The organism is Prosthecobacter sp. (genome assembly GCF_014879935.1).
In the GTDB taxonomy this organism is placed as follows: domain Bacteria; phylum Verrucomicrobiota; class Verrucomicrobiia; order Verrucomicrobiales; family Verrucomicrobiaceae; genus Prosthecobacter.
On record NZ_JACSRD010000162.1, the window covers coordinates 1 to 15079 of the forward strand.

The following is a 15079-nucleotide window of genomic DNA, read 5'->3' on the forward strand; positions in this document are numbered from 1 at the left end:
GGGACGGCCGTTTTCGTCCACAGCGTCCCAGTAGAGCGTTTTCATGGCGGGAAGCGGTTCGAGGCACTTGGTTTGGGCGGGGTAAGCGCGGCAGGTGATGCAGCTCCTGCGGCGGGAGACGGCCGGAATGGGCCGGGAGATCATTCTCCTGCGGCAGGAGACGTCCGGAATGCACCAGGAGACCGTTCTCCTGCGGCAGGAGATGACCGCAATGCGCCAGGAGATCGTTCTCCCGCGTCAGGAGATGCGCCGGATGTGGCGGGAGATCCATCGCCTGCGTCGGCAGATCGCCGGAATGGCGCAGGAGAAGCTTCCCCTGCCGCGCCTTGTGCGCATTTCGGAGAGAAATCGGGCTGCTGGAGGACAAAACAGTCATTCTGGCGGGGAATACCAGAATGCGGGCATGGCGGTGACAGTGGCCCGGAACTTTTTGTGGCAGCGAACCGCTGTGGGTGACCGCGTTACCGGCAGGGACCTTCTGCGGATGAATGCCGCAGGCGCAACAGCCACTTGAGCTCTGCCATCAGCGATGGATTGGCCGGGTAGTCGCGGCGGAGAAACGAGAGCGCTTCTCCTGGGTCGTTCCAACCACGGATGAGAGCAAACAAATCGGTGGCCGAGGCTCGTGGGTTTGTCATTTCCTCCACGAGTTGTGCGACGACTCGCGGCAGCCGGGCATCATCACCCTCGCCAGCGAATGAAAAGCCTGATGGACGGAAATACTGCCCGAACATGAGCTGGTAGAAGCGCCGGTGCAGTTCACGCGGCGGGAGCGTGCAGAGAGCGTAATCACGCGCGAGCTGGCGGCCGGATTCCGTGGTGAACAGCGCGTTAAGTGTGTCGATATAATCCGGATCGGCGAGGAAGCTGGTAAGGAACAGGCCTTGCCTCTCGGAGCGGGCATGGTCAGCGACGTTGCGGCTGATGAGGTCGCTGATGACTTCATGAGCGATGGTTTTGTCCCAGGTTTGAGTCAGCGTGTGAAGGATGACCCGGTCACAAAGGTGCAGGGGGCTGCGCATGGTGATGGCGGTGGCTTTGTCCAATGCCCGCCGCCAGGCGGCCTGTGCTGCCTCCTCGTCTCCTTGAAGTCGGCACACCATGCCGTCGAACAAACCTGCGCTGGTCAGCAGACGCGTGTCCCCTCCTTGCTGCTTGAGAGCCGTTGACGCACCAGCAGCGGCCAAAGAAAGATCGCCCGCCCTCGCCGCGCGGCGGCCTCCCTCCAATGCGGTGAGGCACCGCACGGTGGGATCATTGGGTATCTCATTTCGCCAGTGCCCGAGCCTTGCGGCGAGTGAGGAGTCTTTTTCGGAGGGTGAAATGCGGCACCAGAGCGCCAGACAGTTCAGGGCAGCCAGATGATCGGCCGGAACGACGGACAGGCGACGCGCTTCGCTGATGTCCAGCCCGGCCATCAACAAGCGTCTGGCTCCATCGTCCAACGATGCCTGATGAAAGGAAAAGGCACAGCGGTTGGCAATATCCACATTCGAGCAGCCGAGCAGGCGGAGGGCCTTGGCGGCGGCAAGGACTTCCCGGGGGTCGGAGTTCAGCAGTCCGCTACCCGCGCCCAAGCGGCGGTAGGCATTGATCAACTTGACCTGGCTTTGCGGATCCACGCTTCGAATGATGTGGGACGGAACCTCGCCAGGCAGATTTTCCAGCCAGGCAGCGGCGGCCGTCAGGCCCTTGGTGGTGGCTGTCCGCACCCAGAGGTGATAAGCGCTGAAGTCCCGCCAAGGTGAGGGCGGGCCGGCCAGGATGCCCTCCCAGAGCCTGGCCGCCTCGTCGTATTCCTTGAGCTGGATATGCACGGCAGCCAGCTTGTAGCGCGCCTCAACGCCATGGTCCGGAGCGCCTGTCAACTCCTCAAAGTGACGCTGCGCGTCCTGCCAGCGTCCTTGGGAGGCCAGCAGATCCGCCTCCTCCAGCGGGCTGATGGCCTTCCGCTCCAACTGCCGGATGCTGAGTGCCTGGAGTCCGATGGCCTTGGGCCAGTAGAGGCGGCACCAGTTGGTGTCGGTGGCACTGCTCAATAGGAACAGGTTCTCGGCCTTGACCGAATGAACGCCGTTGATGACCGCCTCTGCACGATTTTGGTTCACCCGCAGCGCCAGAGTGAAAGGCTTTTGCAAAAGCGCGGTGTCCGGAATGTGGCAGCCTGTCTGAAAACTTCGGTTGTGGGAAAGGTAGAGAATGAAGGAGCCCGGATCGGGATCAGACACGCCCACGGCTTTTTTGACAGCCTGCGGAGCATTCCCGGTCTTGTAAACGGCAACGTCCACGCGCGAATCGAGGTGGGTGACTCCCATGCCGATGTATCGAAAGGCAGACTCGGGAACGCTGAAGGTGGCAGTCACCTCCGCCGGAGTGCGCAGGGTGTCCATGACGGTGATGGTGGCGGGCTGCTCCGGCGGACCATCGTATTCGGGATGCAGCAGCCCGTCCTCCCCGGAGACGCGCACATGACTCCGGGGGAACAGACCCTGAAGATGCGTGAATGGCGGGTGCAGGTCGGCGAGGGATCTCCAGCCTCCCCGGCGCGCATCGAGGAGTCCGGTGAGACGGCCCGCCTCCGCCCGGTCATGCGGCCGCAGCCATTCGATGGCCTCGACCATCCATGTCCATTGTTCATCGCCGACACGAGTCTGGCGAAGGGCGGAGAAGATGTCATGCGACACATCCGCCAGCAGGGCGGACCTGCGATGGTCGGCACTGTCAGGAGAAAGCAGGGCCAGACGGGCCAGATCCGCCTCCGCCGCCTGGAGCTGGCTGCGGCTCCATTTTTGAAGAACCAATGATTCTGCGAGACGCGCCTCCAGCTCCCGCCGCTGCCGTTCGCGCACCGCGCGTTCGCCATTCCAAGCCGCAAAACCTGTGAGCGCAAGACAGGCAACCATCGTCGCAGCGAGGGCAGGCTTTCGTCGCGCCCAGCGAAACACTTGGGTGATGCGAGAGACGTGTCGTGCCCTCACGGGATGGCCCTTCAAGAAAAGTTCGAGGTCGTCGGCCAGTTCTGTTCCATTCGCATAACGATCCGTCGGGCGGTGTGCCAGTGCCTTCAACAGGATGCACTCCAGATCACGCGGAATGGCAGGATTCAGCGCGGAGGGGCGGGCCGGTGCCCGCTCGTCGTTGTGTCGTTGAACGACGACCGTGAACTCGCCGGGATGCGGCGGCACGTCAGTGAGCAGTTCGTAGAGCGTGGCCCCGAGCGCATACACGTCTGTCGCGGGGGAGATCGGAGACCGGCGGCGGTCAAACTGCTCCGGAGCCATGTAGTGAACCGTTCCCAACGCCTCGTTGGTCAGGGTGAGAGTCAGTTCGTTCTCCACCTTGGCGATGGAAAAATCGACAATGACAGGCTGATGAGTGACGGCGCTGACGAGGATGTTCGCGGGCTTCAGATCGCGATGCACGACGCCAAGACCATGAAACCAGCCCGCTGCACGGGCCGCCTGAACCATCAGCTTCACCCGTTCCTGGAGGCCCAGCCGGTGAGTGGCGCACCACTTACGCAAGTCGAGGCCCGGGATGAACTCCATGACGAGGCAGAAATGCCCGCCTCTGATCTGGAAATCGAGAATGGGCACGACGGATTCATGCGCACCGGCCTCGCGAAGTTTGGTCAGGGTTTCGCCCTCGACCTCCAGCCGTGCGAGCGCCTGCTCATCGCCCATACGTGACGAATCGAGCAGCTTCAGGGCCACGACGCGGTCGGTGGCGACCTCACGAGCGCGCCACACCTGTCCCATGGCCCCGGCCCCCACGCGCTCAAGCAACTCAAAGCGTTGATCCCATCCAAAGGGGGAGAGAAAGGATTGAACCGTCGAAGGCTGCATGAACAAAGGAATGCTCCGGATCTGGGAATGAGACTGGAACGCGAAAAATGTCACCAAATCATGCGAAAATGGTAGGAACCTTCAAACTCCCATGAATCCCGGCCCGCGCATTTTCCCCACGACTTCCCAAACACTCGTCGAGGCACTCAATTCACCGGATGCGAAGAGGCGCGAGATGTCAGTGGCACGGTTCTGCTCGGCTTATTACCCCTCCATCTACGGCTATGCGCGCATGCTTGGACTGCGGGAGGCGGATGCGCAGGATCGCGCGCAGGATTTCTTTGTGGAGGTTGTTCGGGATGATCTGCTGAACCGGTTCGACCCCAGACGCGGCACCCGTTTCAGCTCCTGGTTGATGAAATGCTTCAAGAACCTGGAAATCAATCATCGCGCCAGCCAGTCGCGCCTCAAACGCGGAGGTGGAAGGGAGTTTGTGGAGTTTGACCCCGACCACGCTGAGCACAGCTTCCGTGCCGCTCATCTCGCCCAACTGGACCCGGAACCCACCTTCGACCTGATGCTAGCCCGCGAGGTGTGGCATGTGGCGAAGGCGGCGGTCATTGAGCGGCATGCTCAGAAAAACAATGGTGCCCTTGTTTCCGACCTCCTCCCTCTGGTGCTGATGGATCGTTGGCCTCCACGGCCAGTGCCCACTCAGGAGGAAATGGCCGCGAAACACGGCACCACGCCGGTGAAATTGAAGGCCTTTTTCAACCGCACGTTGAAGACCCAGGCCCGCAACCGGTTCGACGAAGCAGCCGCCGTGGCGTGCCCGGGCATCAGCATGCAGGACATCAACCACCTTTGGCACTTGCTGTGCCGATACGGCGACGAGTGACTCGGGCTCACTGAAGCTCGCGCTTCACCTCACCCACACGATAGCCGAAGCCCGGGCCGCTGAGGGTGCTGAGATCGATGATGCCGTTGCGGCGTTGGAAGAGGCCGGGATGGATGGCTTGTTCGGGCAGGGATGCCTCGGGATAGAACTGCATCGCGTTGCATTCCACGCCCTGGATCGTGCCGGCATGCGCGGCGAGGCGCACGTGGGGGATCATGGCGAGCATCGGATTGGTCAAATCCTGCACCATGAGCGGCATGCCGTGCGCCTTGGCCCAGCAGAGGCTCAGCAATGCGCCGGTTTGGGTTTTGCAGGTCTTCAAAGCGACACCAGACCACCCGAGACGGCGGCCGAGGCGGACGAACTCCCAATCGTGGGCGCTTTCATCGAGGAAGAGCGGCTTGCGGGCGGAAACGCTGCGCACGTCGATCTGATGCGCCTCAAGATCATACGGGAAGGGCTGCTCAACATAGAGAGTGCGGGCAAAGATCTCCGGCTCATCGCGCAGCAGACGGTCCATGATCGCATTCACGTAGGCGGGCTCCTTCACGGTGCAGTTGAAGTCGGCGCTGAACCACGTGACACCGCCTGCGAGGCCGATGCGGCCCACGCGCACCATGCGCTCGTAGTCCCAGGCCGCGTCGGTGCCACGCAGCTTGACCTTGAGGCACTTCAGGCCGTCGCGCTGGATCCAATCCGCCAGCAGCACGGGATGCTCGTCCTTCGGCTCGTTGCCGGTGAGGTCGGAGGCCTCCAGCGCATCGACACCACCGACGAGATGCCACACGGGAAGCTGCTTCGGTGCGTCCATGACCAGAAAGTCCTGCGGATAGCGTCCGGCGAAGCTGATGCCGCTGCCTTCCTCCGGCGTGATGAAGGTGGAAAGGTCGCGGTTCATGAAGTCCGCGTTGTAAGTCGTGTAAATGTCACGGCCATGCAGGACGCCGTAGGCATCGTGAATGGCGATGTCGAAGGCGCTAAAGGCCACGAGCGAGCCTAGATAGGGCATTTCATCGCCTCCGGCCTGCGCGTTGGCTTCACGCAATGTCGCGGCCAGCGTGCCGTGCATGAAGTCGTGGCCGATCTCCATCGGGTGTCCGCTCAAGCCGCCTTCGACGAGGCGTTTCGCCAGCAGCGTGGAGAAATCCTGCATGCGCTGCGCACGCACGGCCACGCTGAGCGTGCTGGGCCACACCCATGAGACGCTGAGCGGTGTCTCGCCCCAACCCTGGGCCGTTTTGCCGCTGCCATCGGCCACCGTCACGCGAACGCGCAGGCAGACGACATTCGTGACGGTCTCCGGCCCGAACTTCAGCGGCACACGCATCGTGACCGGGATGAAAAACACTTCGGCGGCGGTGACACGGACATCGGTGGGCTTGGTGGAGGACATGAAAGTCAAAATGAAGCGCGTGCTTCTGCCCGCAAAGAAAACCTTGGGTGGCGACGTTGCCTCGCTCATGCGCATCTGGGATCTGCATTGTCATCTTTCCGGCGTCGCCGGCCTCACACCGGAGGAGCGGCTGAAGCAACTGTTGGTCTATGCGGATCGCATGGGCATCGAGCGGCTGTGTGTTTACATGGGCCTGAAGTGGTCGCAAGACCCGTCGCCTGCCGACTTGGTGACGCAAAACAACGAGGTGCTGCGTGCCATCGCGGCGTTTCCGGATCGTGCGTTCGGCTTCGTTTACCTCAGCGCCAAGCATCCCAAAGAAAGCCTGGCAGAGCTGGAACGCTGCGTGGCAAACGGCCCGATGGTGGGCGTGAAGCTGTGGGTGGCGGAACGCTGCGCCGTGCCGGCGATCGATGCGATCATCAAACGAGCTGCGGAGCTGAAGGCGGTCATTTTCCAACACACGTGGTTCAAGACGAACGGCAATTACGCGGGTGAATCGACTCCTGACGAGCTGGTGGCGCTGGCGAAGCGCTTTCCTGAAGTGCCGATCATCTGCGGGCACACGGGCGGCAACTGGGAGCTGGGAATCCGTGCGATTCGTGCCCAGACGAACCTGCATGCCGATCTGGCGGGCTCGGACCCGACTGCAGGCTTCACGGAGATGGCGGTGCGTGAACTCGGTGCGGATCGCGTGATCTATGGCAGCGATTGCGGCGGGCGCAGCTTTGCCAGCCAGCTCGCGAAGGTGCACGGCGCTGCCATCAGTGACGCGGACAAGCAGAAGATATTCTGCGACAACTTGCGCGGCCTGATGCTGCCGATTTTGAAGGCGAAAGGAATGAAGGCGTAGCCTGACACGGAATGGGGGACTCCGTCCCCCTGGATTTGCAAACGGGGGACGGAGTCCCCGCTCCTTGGTTGGTGGCGCTACTTCTTCTTTCCGAAGCCGAACAGACGCCGGAGCAGGCCGCCACCTTCTTTCTTCTCCGCAGCTTCGGCCGTGGGAGCTTTGGGACCGGCGAGGCGACGCACGGCGGAGTCTTTCTTTTCCACGACCTCCTTTTTCTCGACGACCGGGGCCACTTTGCCGCCCATCCAGGCTGGCGAGAGCTCGGCGATGGTCTGCCAGGCCTCGAGTCCGGTGTGCCAGACCAGCGAATCCGGCGCGAGCTTCTTCTCACGGACCAGTTCCGCCATCGCGGCGGCATCTTTCGGCCCTTCAGCGGCTCCGGCGTTGTTGATGTACCAGTTCATCGTCGGTCTCAGGCTAAGCCGTGCTCATGAACCGCGCAAGGGCGTGAGGAAAGGCTTTCCTTCATGAAGCTGATCGTTCAAGCTGGCCGCATGAACCGCCGGAAATTCCTGCTGAGCACCTCCGCCACGCTGGCCGCCACATCGATGCGTGCCGAGACGAACGCCGCGTTGACCGACTGCCATGTTTATCTCGGCTCCAGCCCGTTTCGCGAATCTGTGGCCGAAAACACGGCCAAGTTCGCCGATTATCTCCACCAACGCGGTGTGACTGAGGCTTGGGCGGGTGCGTTTGAAGGGTTGCTGCGTCGTGATGTGGCGAAGGTGAACACGGCGCTGGCGAAGAAGTGCGAAAACACGCTGTTCCGGCCCTGTGGCACGGTCAATCTGGCTCTGCCATCCTGGCAGGAGGATGTGAAGCGATGCGCTGAGGATCTCGGCATGCGGGTGATCCGGCTGCACCCGAACTATCACGGCCATGCGCTCGACACCGCGGCGTTTCGCGAACTGCTCGCGATTGCAGGGCAACACCGGCTGCTGATTCAAATCGTGACCCAGATGGAGGACGAACGCACGCAGCATCCACAGGTGCGCGTGCCTGCGGTCGATCTGGCCCCGGTGGCAGGCATCCTGAAGGAGCACAAGGATGCGCGTGTGATGCTGCTGAATGCCAATGCGTCCATGGTGCTGAGGCATCTCCAGGACTGTCCGAATGTCTGGCTGGACTTCGCGATGATCGAAGGCGTCGGCGGCGTTGAAAACCTGCTCAAAACCTGGCCGCGGGACCGTCTGGTGTTCGGATCATTCGCGCCGGTGTTTTACTGGGAGTCCGCGAAACTGAAGATGCAGGAGTCGGCGCTCGATGAATCGCAGCAGCAGAGTGTCTCCTCGCAGAATGCGGCCCGTTTGCTGGCGTGAGGTTCAAGCCTTCACTGTCACTGGACGCAAAGGTGCGGCGACGGCATGTGGCTTTGCCAGTTCGAGCTTCGCGGTGCGTGATCCTGCATTCGCAGCCACCGGACCTATGTTGTCGAAGCCCATCGTCTCCAAAGTGCGCTCGGCCTGGATGACGCTGCCATTCCAGGAGGTGACGACGGGATAGACCTGCGCGGTGTTGGCGAGATAAACCTTCCCGCGCACGAGTTCTTCCGGCGGGCGGAGTTTCATCTGGCCGAGTTTGTAGATCGGCTCGACGAAGGGAGCACGGAAGATGTAGGAGGCCTCGATGTCGTCGTCCTGGAGCTGTGGGAACAGCTTCTTCAACGCCGGAATCCATTCGGCACGAATCGCGGCCTCGTCCTGCGTGAAGCGTGCGTCGCTGCGATGCAGGTATTTGGTGAGATAGACCACATGGCGGTCGCCGCGATCGGCCATTTCGGTGAGCGTGGAGGTTTCGACGACGCCGTCGAAGGGATGCTCGCTCCCCGGCGTGGCGCCCCAGTAGTGCGGCGTGAGCGGCTTCTTGAGGAACAACAGGCAGTTGATGACGCCTTGATAGTCGGTGCTGGTGTCGAGCGCTGGCATCTGGGCGCGCATGGCAGGGCCGATGAGCTGATCGATCTGCGGTGTGGGCAGCGTGGCGACGATTTGATCGAACTGCTCGGCTCCAGCGCTGGTCGTGACAGTAACGCGGCCGTCTTCAGCGAGGTCGATGCTTTGCACGGCGGTCTTGAGCCGGATGTCAGTGCCGAACGAGCGCAAGGCACTCACAAAGCTGTCGGTGATGTGTTTGTAGCCGCCTTTGATGTAGCCTTTGCACTCGCCCTTCGATTCGCCTTTCTCGCGATTGAAGCGGGTCCAGAACCAGAGCGCTGGGACGTCGTGATAGCGATCCCCAAACTTCGCCTCCAGCATTGGCTGCCAGAACTTCGCGAACGCACGTGCTCCGCTGAGTTTCGAGAGCCATTTCACGGTCGTGACGTCGTCCAGCCCCTTGTCGGACACGAGACGGCCATACAAACCGGTGATGCCGACACGAATGCGGTCGATGAAGCGCAGCGGGGCGAACTTCAGCAGGTCCAGCGCTGTGTTGAGCGGAAAGAACCGGCCCTGATGCGCATAGGCGAAGGTCGTGGGCTTCCAATAGACATCTTCACGGATGCCCAGCGTCTCCAGCACGCACAGCAGGGGCCCGTCGCTGGGCAGGGTGCAGTGATAGAACTTTTCAAACGTGCGCCCGTCATGCTCGAAGAACGTTCCGAGCCCGCCGAGCTGGTCGGAGCCTTCGATCAGCGTCACGCATTGTCCTGCCTGGGCGAGACGCAGAGCGCAGGTGAGACCGGAAATGCCTCCACCCAGGACGGCGATGGAATGAGTGACTGGACGCATGAGAGATGAATGAGGAATGTCGAATTCCGAATGACGAATGACTGCGGATCAGGCGCGCGCACGGAGCTGGGCGCGAAGCTCGCTGAGAGACGGCTCGTCGGATTGCGGCAGAACGTCCTTCGCCCAGTATTTGCCGATCACATTGAAGTAGCGGCGGATGGTGCGGAAGATGCGCATCTTGCTGACACCGACTTTGAGGTCGTAGCGCAGGGTGTAGGGAATCTCGATGGCGCGGGCACCGACCCAGCGGAGGCGGAGCAGCAGCTCCAGCATGCAGGCAAAGCTGGACTCCTCGATGATCTTTTCACCGGAGTTCTTGATGAGACGGCCCAACGTGAGGCTGCGATAAGCGCGGAAGCCGGTGGAGTAGTCACGCACGTTGCGATACGGCAGCAGCGTTTTCATCATCACGAAGCAACCCCAGCTCAGTACCTGGCGGAAGAATGGCACGCCATGCACGATGCTGGTGGCCTGGAAACGCGAGGCGATGACCACGTCGGCGTCGCCGTCGCGGATCGGCTTCACCATTTCCTGGATGTAGATCGGGTTGTGCGTGTTGTCGGAGTCCATGACGACGACGACGTCACCGACGAGCCAGCCTGCACGAAGACCGGTCTGGATGCCTTCGCCAAGGCCTTTGTTCACCTCGTGCTGAACCAGCTTCAGCGGCATCTTTTGGGCAAATTCACGCGCAATTTCGGCTGTGCGATCCTTTGAGCCGTCATCCACGACCACGACGTTGTAGTTGAAGGGCATGTCCACCATCGTGGTGCGGATGTTTTCGAGCAGCACGGGGAGATCTTTCTCCTCGTTGTAGGCGGGCAGCACGATGGCGACTTCGTTGACCTGGGTGGGTGTCTTCATGGTGGTGGTGTGTTTTCGGTTAAGCGGTCTGGATGGAAAGCTGCGGGGCCGCGGCCACTGAACCCGCGCAGGCGGCGTGATCGGCCATCGTGCCGGCCTGCCAGTGGCGCTGCAGGCTGCGGATCGTGTGCTCGACGAGGGCGATCTTCTTCTCCGCAGGCAGTTTCATGCCTGGGAAGAAGCTCATCTGCGGAACGTCCGTGACATCGAGGAAATCGGTCGGATGCAGCAGCAACGAAGGAGCGACGCCGCGTGCTCGGCAAAGTGTGACGGCAGTGTTCCAGTAGAGCTTCGCCAGAAACTCTGATTTCTGTGCGAGGAACATCAGATAAGTCGTGTGCACCGGCAGCCGGAAGAGCGGCATGGTGGTCACTGGCACTTCAGCGAGACCGTTTTCCCAGGTGAATGGCTTCAACGGGCCGAAAGCGTCGCTGAACTTGCCGTAGAGGCCCTTGCGCCGCTCTTTTTCCTCGGCGGAGAGTGTGGAGTTCAGGAAGAAGAACAGACGAGCAACGGGGCCGAGCGCGCTGGGGAAGATCGACGCGTCGTACTCGTAACCGCGTTCCGCCAGGACATCGCGCACGAGAGGCGAGGTGCTGAAGCCAGGACCACGGAATCCGCGTGTCTTCTTGCCGGTGACAGCGGCGATGGCGTTTTCCGCACCACCGATCTCCGCATGCAGTTGCTCGCGGCTGTAAAGATGCAGCCAGGGCTCGTGCATGAAGGAATGATTCGCGATCTCATGCCCGGCGTCGGCGATGAGCTTCAGCGACCGGCGGTTGGACTCGATCACGGCATCCTGACCGACGATGAAGAAGGTGATGCGCTGGTCGCAGCGGGCCAGCACGTCGAGGATGCGCGGCACGACCTTGTCCAGATAGCTCGGGAACGTCTCCCATCCCGGAGCGCCCTGCGTTTTCAGGTAGCTCCAGAGATTGTCGAGATCGAGCGAGATGCTGGCGACGGGTTTCATGACGCGAAAGTGGGCAAAAGATCAGGCTGCGAGCGGCAGGGATTGCGCCTGCTTTGCGACGGTCTTTTCCTGGGCACCGAAGAGGAGGTCGCAGATGCGCTCGGCCGTGCGGCCGTCGCCAAAGACATCGCGGGAACGGCTGGCGCTGGCATGCCAGACGTCATCATTCAGCGCCGTGTCCAGCATCTCACGGAGGCGTTCGGGGGATTCGCCAACGAGACGCGCCACGCCGCATTCCACAGCCTCAGGACGTTCGGTGTTCTCACGCAGGACAATCATCGGCTTGCCGAGCGCGGTGGCTTCCTCCTGGATGCCGCCGGAGTCTGAAACAATCAGCCAGGCGTGGGAAAGCAGATGAACGAAGTCGCAGTAGCCCATCGGATCGGTCAGACGGATGCGCGGATGGTGGTCGAGTTCCGCGGCGACGGCGGCGCGCACGTTCGGATTCGGGTGCACGGGGAAAACCATGCACAGATCTGGCTCCCGCTCGATGAACTCACGCAAGGCCCGCAGGTGCTGGCTCATCGTCTCGCCAAAATTCTCACGTCGATGCGTGGTGACGAGCACCAGGCGTTTTCCAGCCGCCCACTGCTGCATCAATTCAACCGTCTTGCCCGGACGAGTGCCGGAAAGAGTCTGGTGCAGCGCATCGACGACCGTGTTTCCGACCAGGTGAATGGAATCGGCCGAAACACCTTCATCCAGAAGCGTGCGGCGGTTGCGCACGGTCGCAGCGAAGTGAAACGCGGCAATCTGGCCGACGAGGCGGCGGTTCATTTCTTCCGGGAACGGGCTGAGCGGATTTCCAGAGCGCAGACCGGCTTCCAAATGGCCGACGGGGATGCGGCGGTTGAAGGCAGCGAGCGATCCCATCACGGCGGACGCTGTGTCGCCCTGCACGAGCACGAGGTCCGGCTTTTCAGCCTCCAGGACAGGGTCAAGGCGCTCCAGCAGGCGGCCACCTAGCGCATTCAAGCTCTGTCCGGCCACCATGGTCTCCAACTGATGATGCGGGTGGATGCCAAACACCTCAAACAGGGGCGTGAGCAGATCGGTGTGCTGTCCGGTGTTCACCGTGACCAGATCGACGCCCCGTTTCTCCAACGCCCGGATCATGGGAGCGAACTTGATCAGTTCAGGACGCGTTCCGAGGCAGACGAGGACTTTGGAGCGGCTTGAACCGGAATTTAAATCTAAATTCATAATTACCATGATAAGCCAGCACTTACCGCAAGCAACTCTAAATTATGGAAATTATCTCAAATGCGGCTAATGGGCTCGAAAAATCTCATGTTTGAGAGGCGAGTTCGAACGCCGTGCATGAACTAAATAATTGCCATAACAAGCCAAACCCCGATCTTTCCGGCATGTCTGACCGACGCCCAGCAGTTTCCGACAATAAGGTTTCCTGCCCGCTCTGCGGCGAGGTGAAACTGCGGTGGCTGTTTGAAAAGAAGGGCCGCCAGTTCTGGGCCTGCACCCAGTGCGGGCTGGAGAAGCAAGTTCCCCTGCCCTCTCTGCAAGATCTGCAGGCCTACTATGACTCGCAGTTCAATAGCGGCATGTACCAGACCTTCACCTCGGCGGAGGAGATGAAGACGATGACCGCCAGGCAGCGCCTGAAGGAAATCACGCCCGTGATCAAACCGCAGGGCCGTTGGTTGGACGTTGGCTGTGCGAATGGTGTGTTCGTTCGTGAAGCTATGGCACTCGGTGCGCAGGCGGAAGGCGTGGAGCTCTCCAGCGTGGCCGTGGATCAGGCGGTCGCCGCCGGCCTCCCGGTAAAATGCGGAGGCCTGGAAGATGTGGCGGACGCGGCCGCCTTTGATTGCATCACCGCCTTCGACGTGCTGGAGCATGTGCTCGATCCGCTGACCTTCCTTCACGACATCGCGAAGCGTCTGAAGCCCGGCGGTCATGCGGCGCTCACCATGCCGGACAAGTCGAGCCTTTTCTCGAAACTGATGGGGGCGCGCTGGTGGTTCTACATCCCCGAGGAGCACCTGCACTACTTCGACCACGACATCATCGGCAAGCTGATGCTCAAGGTGGGCCTGGAACCCGTCCTTGTGGCCCGCACCTTCAAGCCGCTCACCTACGACTACGGTTTGACGCAGTTCATCGAGTTCAACCCACTCATCTATCGCGTGATGAAGCTCGCATCCGCCGTCATCCCGAAAAAGCTGCGCCAGTGGATCGTGCCGCTCTACATTGGCGAGATGAAGGTGATCGCCCGCAAGCCGTGTGCGTGATCAGGCTGGCGTCATTTCCGGCTTCTTCGAAAGCATCGTAGCGATGCCGAGGCCGATCCACGGCCACAGCACCACGGTGTAACGCGGCAAACCCGGCGCGACACTGCTGCCGCCAATGTAGATGAAAGAAAGCAGCCCGATGACCCAGATCTCGGGCGGGACCTCCCGCCAGCGCCTCAAGGCGACCACAGAGGCCCAAAGAAGCGCCAGGACGATGGGACCATTGATCACAAGCAACACGATCGCCGTGACATCCATCCGCTCGAACGAACGAGGATGGCCGATGATGAGCCGTCCCCAGTTGCAGATCCAGTTTTTGAAGACTCCTGCTGGATTTGCCTTCAACTGCTCCGCCGCAAGCTGCTTGAAGCGTTCCTCGCGCTCCTTCACCGGCAGTTCGTAGTAAGGCAGGTAAAGCTCGCGGTGATGCGCCACCAACTCCGGCTTCGTCTGCGCATCTTCCACGGAAAACCAGTGTCCGTTCTCTCCCTCATGGGTGCTGGTCATCCAGTAGAGCAGTTCGCCGCCAACGGTGGACCAGCACAGGTTTTCGCCGGTTTTGTCCTTCGTGTACGCCAGCCACGGAACACAGAGGCCGAATGAAACCAGCATGACCGTCAGCGCACGCAGGATGCGCCCCCGCTCACGCTTCACCAACAGGGCCGACAACACCAAAAATGGCACGGAAGCCATGATGACATTGCCGAAGAACACCCGCGTCATCGTCAGCGAGGCGAAAACGACCGCCGCGCCGATCATCATGAGCCAGTTTGCCTTCTCCGGACGCAAAGCGGCGGAAAACGACCACGCAAATCCGGCGATGCAGCACACGGCCAGCGCCTCGGTCATCAAGTAAGGAGCGGTGCGAGCAAGATTGGGATGCAAAGCCGTGATCAAGGCCACGCCCAACGCCCAGCGTGGCCCCGCATACGGCTTCACCGCACGAAAGCTGAACCACGCCGCCAGAGCCATGAACAGAGCATTCACCATGCGCAGGCCGATCAACGGCGCTTTCACCATCAGCAACACGGCGAGCAGCAGCGGATAGCCCGGCCCATTGATGATGTCGGCATTTTTCGGGTCGGCGTAAAAGCCCTGTGTGAGATTCCTCGCAAAGGCCAGATAACGGCCCTCATCCCAGATCAGGTCAGGGCGGTTCGCCACCAGGGTCACCGCGATGTAAAGCAGCAAGGTGCCTCCAAACAGCAGGAGTTCGAGGCGTTTGGTGGAGGCTGGCACGACAGACATAGCGTACCGTCCGCCGAACGCCCGCGTTTTGTCAAAGCCGAACCTTGCAAGGCCACTCCATCCCTCCACTAATCCACCACTCCA

At 61.4% G+C, this 15079-nt stretch carries 12 protein-coding genes; 4 read left to right on the plus strand and 8 right to left on the minus strand.

The annotated features are described in order from the left end of the window. Window positions 1-461 precede the first annotated feature (461 nt). Entirely contained in the window at window positions 462-3845 is a 3384-nt protein-coding gene (locus IAE77_RS15655; RefSeq protein ID WP_294228140.1) for a serine/threonine-protein kinase, read from the minus strand. Window positions 3846-3936: 91 nt separating this feature from the next. On the opposite strand from IAE77_RS15655, the gene IAE77_RS15660 reads away from it, so the two are divergent. Continuing rightward, a complete protein-coding gene (locus IAE77_RS15660; protein ID WP_294228142.1) occupies window positions 3937-4683 on the plus strand; it encodes a sigma factor in 747 nt (248 codons plus the stop codon). 7 nt (window positions 4684-4690) lie between these two features. Here the strand turns inward: IAE77_RS15660 and IAE77_RS15665 are convergent, their stop codons facing one another. Then, entirely contained in the window at window positions 4691-6076 is a 1386-nt protein-coding gene (locus IAE77_RS15665) for a mandelate racemase/muconate lactonizing enzyme family protein (protein ID WP_294228143.1), read from the minus strand. Window positions 6077-6086: 10 nt separating this feature from the next. Here IAE77_RS15665 and IAE77_RS15670 point away from each other — a divergent pair, with 10 nt between their 5' ends. Next, window positions 6087-6929 carry an amidohydrolase family protein gene (locus IAE77_RS15670; protein WP_294228145.1) on the plus strand — a complete coding sequence of 281 codons (843 nt, stop codon included), beginning with the start codon at window positions 6087-6089 and terminating at the stop codon, window positions 6927-6929. Between the two features lie 77 nt (window positions 6930-7006). Here the strand turns inward: IAE77_RS15670 and IAE77_RS15675 are convergent, their stop codons facing one another. Further along, a complete protein-coding gene (locus tag IAE77_RS15675; protein WP_294228148.1) occupies window positions 7007-7333 on the minus strand; it encodes a DUF4339 domain-containing protein in 327 nt (108 codons plus the stop codon). A 63-nt stretch (window positions 7334-7396) separates the two neighbouring features. Between IAE77_RS15675 and IAE77_RS15680 the strand changes: the two genes are divergently transcribed. After that, window positions 7397-8248: an amidohydrolase family protein gene (locus tag IAE77_RS15680; RefSeq protein ID WP_294228150.1), complete on the plus strand. Its 852-nt coding sequence runs from the start codon at window positions 7397-7399 to the stop codon at window positions 8246-8248. Between the two features lie 3 nt (window positions 8249-8251). Here the strand turns inward: IAE77_RS15680 and IAE77_RS15685 are convergent, their stop codons facing one another. Genes IAE77_RS15685 through wecB form a run of 4 tightly spaced genes read right to left on the minus strand, consistent with a single transcriptional unit; the run spans window position 8252 to window position 12707 of the window. Beyond that, window positions 8252-9658, minus strand: a complete 1407-nt coding sequence (locus IAE77_RS15685; RefSeq protein ID WP_294228152.1) for an FAD-dependent oxidoreductase — start codon at window positions 9656-9658, stop codon at window positions 8252-8254. A 48-nt stretch (window positions 9659-9706) separates the two neighbouring features. Then, the gene (locus IAE77_RS15690) at window positions 9707-10522 is read right to left on the minus strand and encodes a glycosyltransferase (protein ID WP_294228154.1); all 816 of its coding nucleotides are present in this window, start codon (window positions 10520-10522) and stop codon (window positions 9707-9709) included. A 19-nt stretch (window positions 10523-10541) separates the two neighbouring features. Then, on the minus strand, window positions 10542-11495 hold the full coding sequence (locus tag IAE77_RS15695) for a polysaccharide deacetylase family protein (protein WP_294228156.1): 954 nt from the start codon (window positions 11493-11495) through the stop codon (window positions 10542-10544). 21 nt (window positions 11496-11516) lie between these two features. Continuing rightward, window positions 11517-12707: a UDP-N-acetylglucosamine 2-epimerase (non-hydrolyzing) gene (gene wecB, locus IAE77_RS15700; RefSeq protein WP_345780986.1), complete on the minus strand. Its 1191-nt coding sequence runs from the start codon at window positions 12705-12707 to the stop codon at window positions 11517-11519. Between the two features lie 155 nt (window positions 12708-12862). On the opposite strand from wecB, the gene IAE77_RS15705 reads away from it, so the two are divergent. After that, window positions 12863-13747 carry a class I SAM-dependent methyltransferase gene (locus tag IAE77_RS15705; protein WP_294228159.1) on the plus strand — a complete coding sequence of 295 codons (885 nt, stop codon included), beginning with the start codon at window positions 12863-12865 and terminating at the stop codon, window positions 13745-13747. Here IAE77_RS15705 and IAE77_RS15710 read toward each other — a convergent pair whose 3' ends face one another. After that, window positions 13748-14986: a glycosyltransferase family 39 protein gene (locus tag IAE77_RS15710; protein ID WP_294228161.1), complete on the minus strand. Its 1239-nt coding sequence runs from the start codon at window positions 14984-14986 to the stop codon at window positions 13748-13750. Window positions 14987-15079: the final 93 nt, after the last annotated feature.

Coding starts and splice junctions, on each gene's coding strand:
- IAE77_RS15655 (WP_294228140.1), bottom strand. CDS start 3,845: ATGCAGCCTTCGACGGTTCAATCCTTTCTCTCCCCCTTTGGATGGGAT.
- IAE77_RS15660 (WP_294228142.1), top strand. CDS start 3,937: ATGAATCCCGGCCCGCGCATTTTCCCCACGACTTCCCAAACACTCGTC.
- IAE77_RS15665 (WP_294228143.1), bottom strand. CDS start 6,076: ATGTCCTCCACCAAGCCCACCGATGTCCGTGTCACCGCCGCCGAAGTG.
- IAE77_RS15670 (WP_294228145.1), top strand. CDS start 6,087: ATGAAGCGCGTGCTTCTGCCCGCAAAGAAAACCTTGGGTGGCGACGTT.
- IAE77_RS15675 (WP_294228148.1), bottom strand. CDS start 7,333: ATGAACTGGTACATCAACAACGCCGGAGCCGCTGAAGGGCCGAAAGAT.
- IAE77_RS15680 (WP_294228150.1), top strand. CDS start 7,397: ATGAAGCTGATCGTTCAAGCTGGCCGCATGAACCGCCGGAAATTCCTG.
- IAE77_RS15685 (WP_294228152.1), bottom strand. CDS start 9,658: ATGCGTCCAGTCACTCATTCCATCGCCGTCCTGGGTGGAGGCATTTCC.
- IAE77_RS15690 (WP_294228154.1), bottom strand. CDS start 10,522: ATGAAGACACCCACCCAGGTCAACGAAGTCGCCATCGTGCTGCCCGCC.
- IAE77_RS15695 (WP_294228156.1), bottom strand. CDS start 11,495: ATGAAACCCGTCGCCAGCATCTCGCTCGATCTCGACAATCTCTGGAGC.
- wecB (WP_345780986.1), bottom strand. CDS start 12,707: ATGGTAATTATGAATTTAGATTTAAATTCCGGTTCAAGCCGCTCCAAA.
- IAE77_RS15705 (WP_294228159.1), top strand. CDS start 12,863: ATGTCTGACCGACGCCCAGCAGTTTCCGACAATAAGGTTTCCTGCCCG.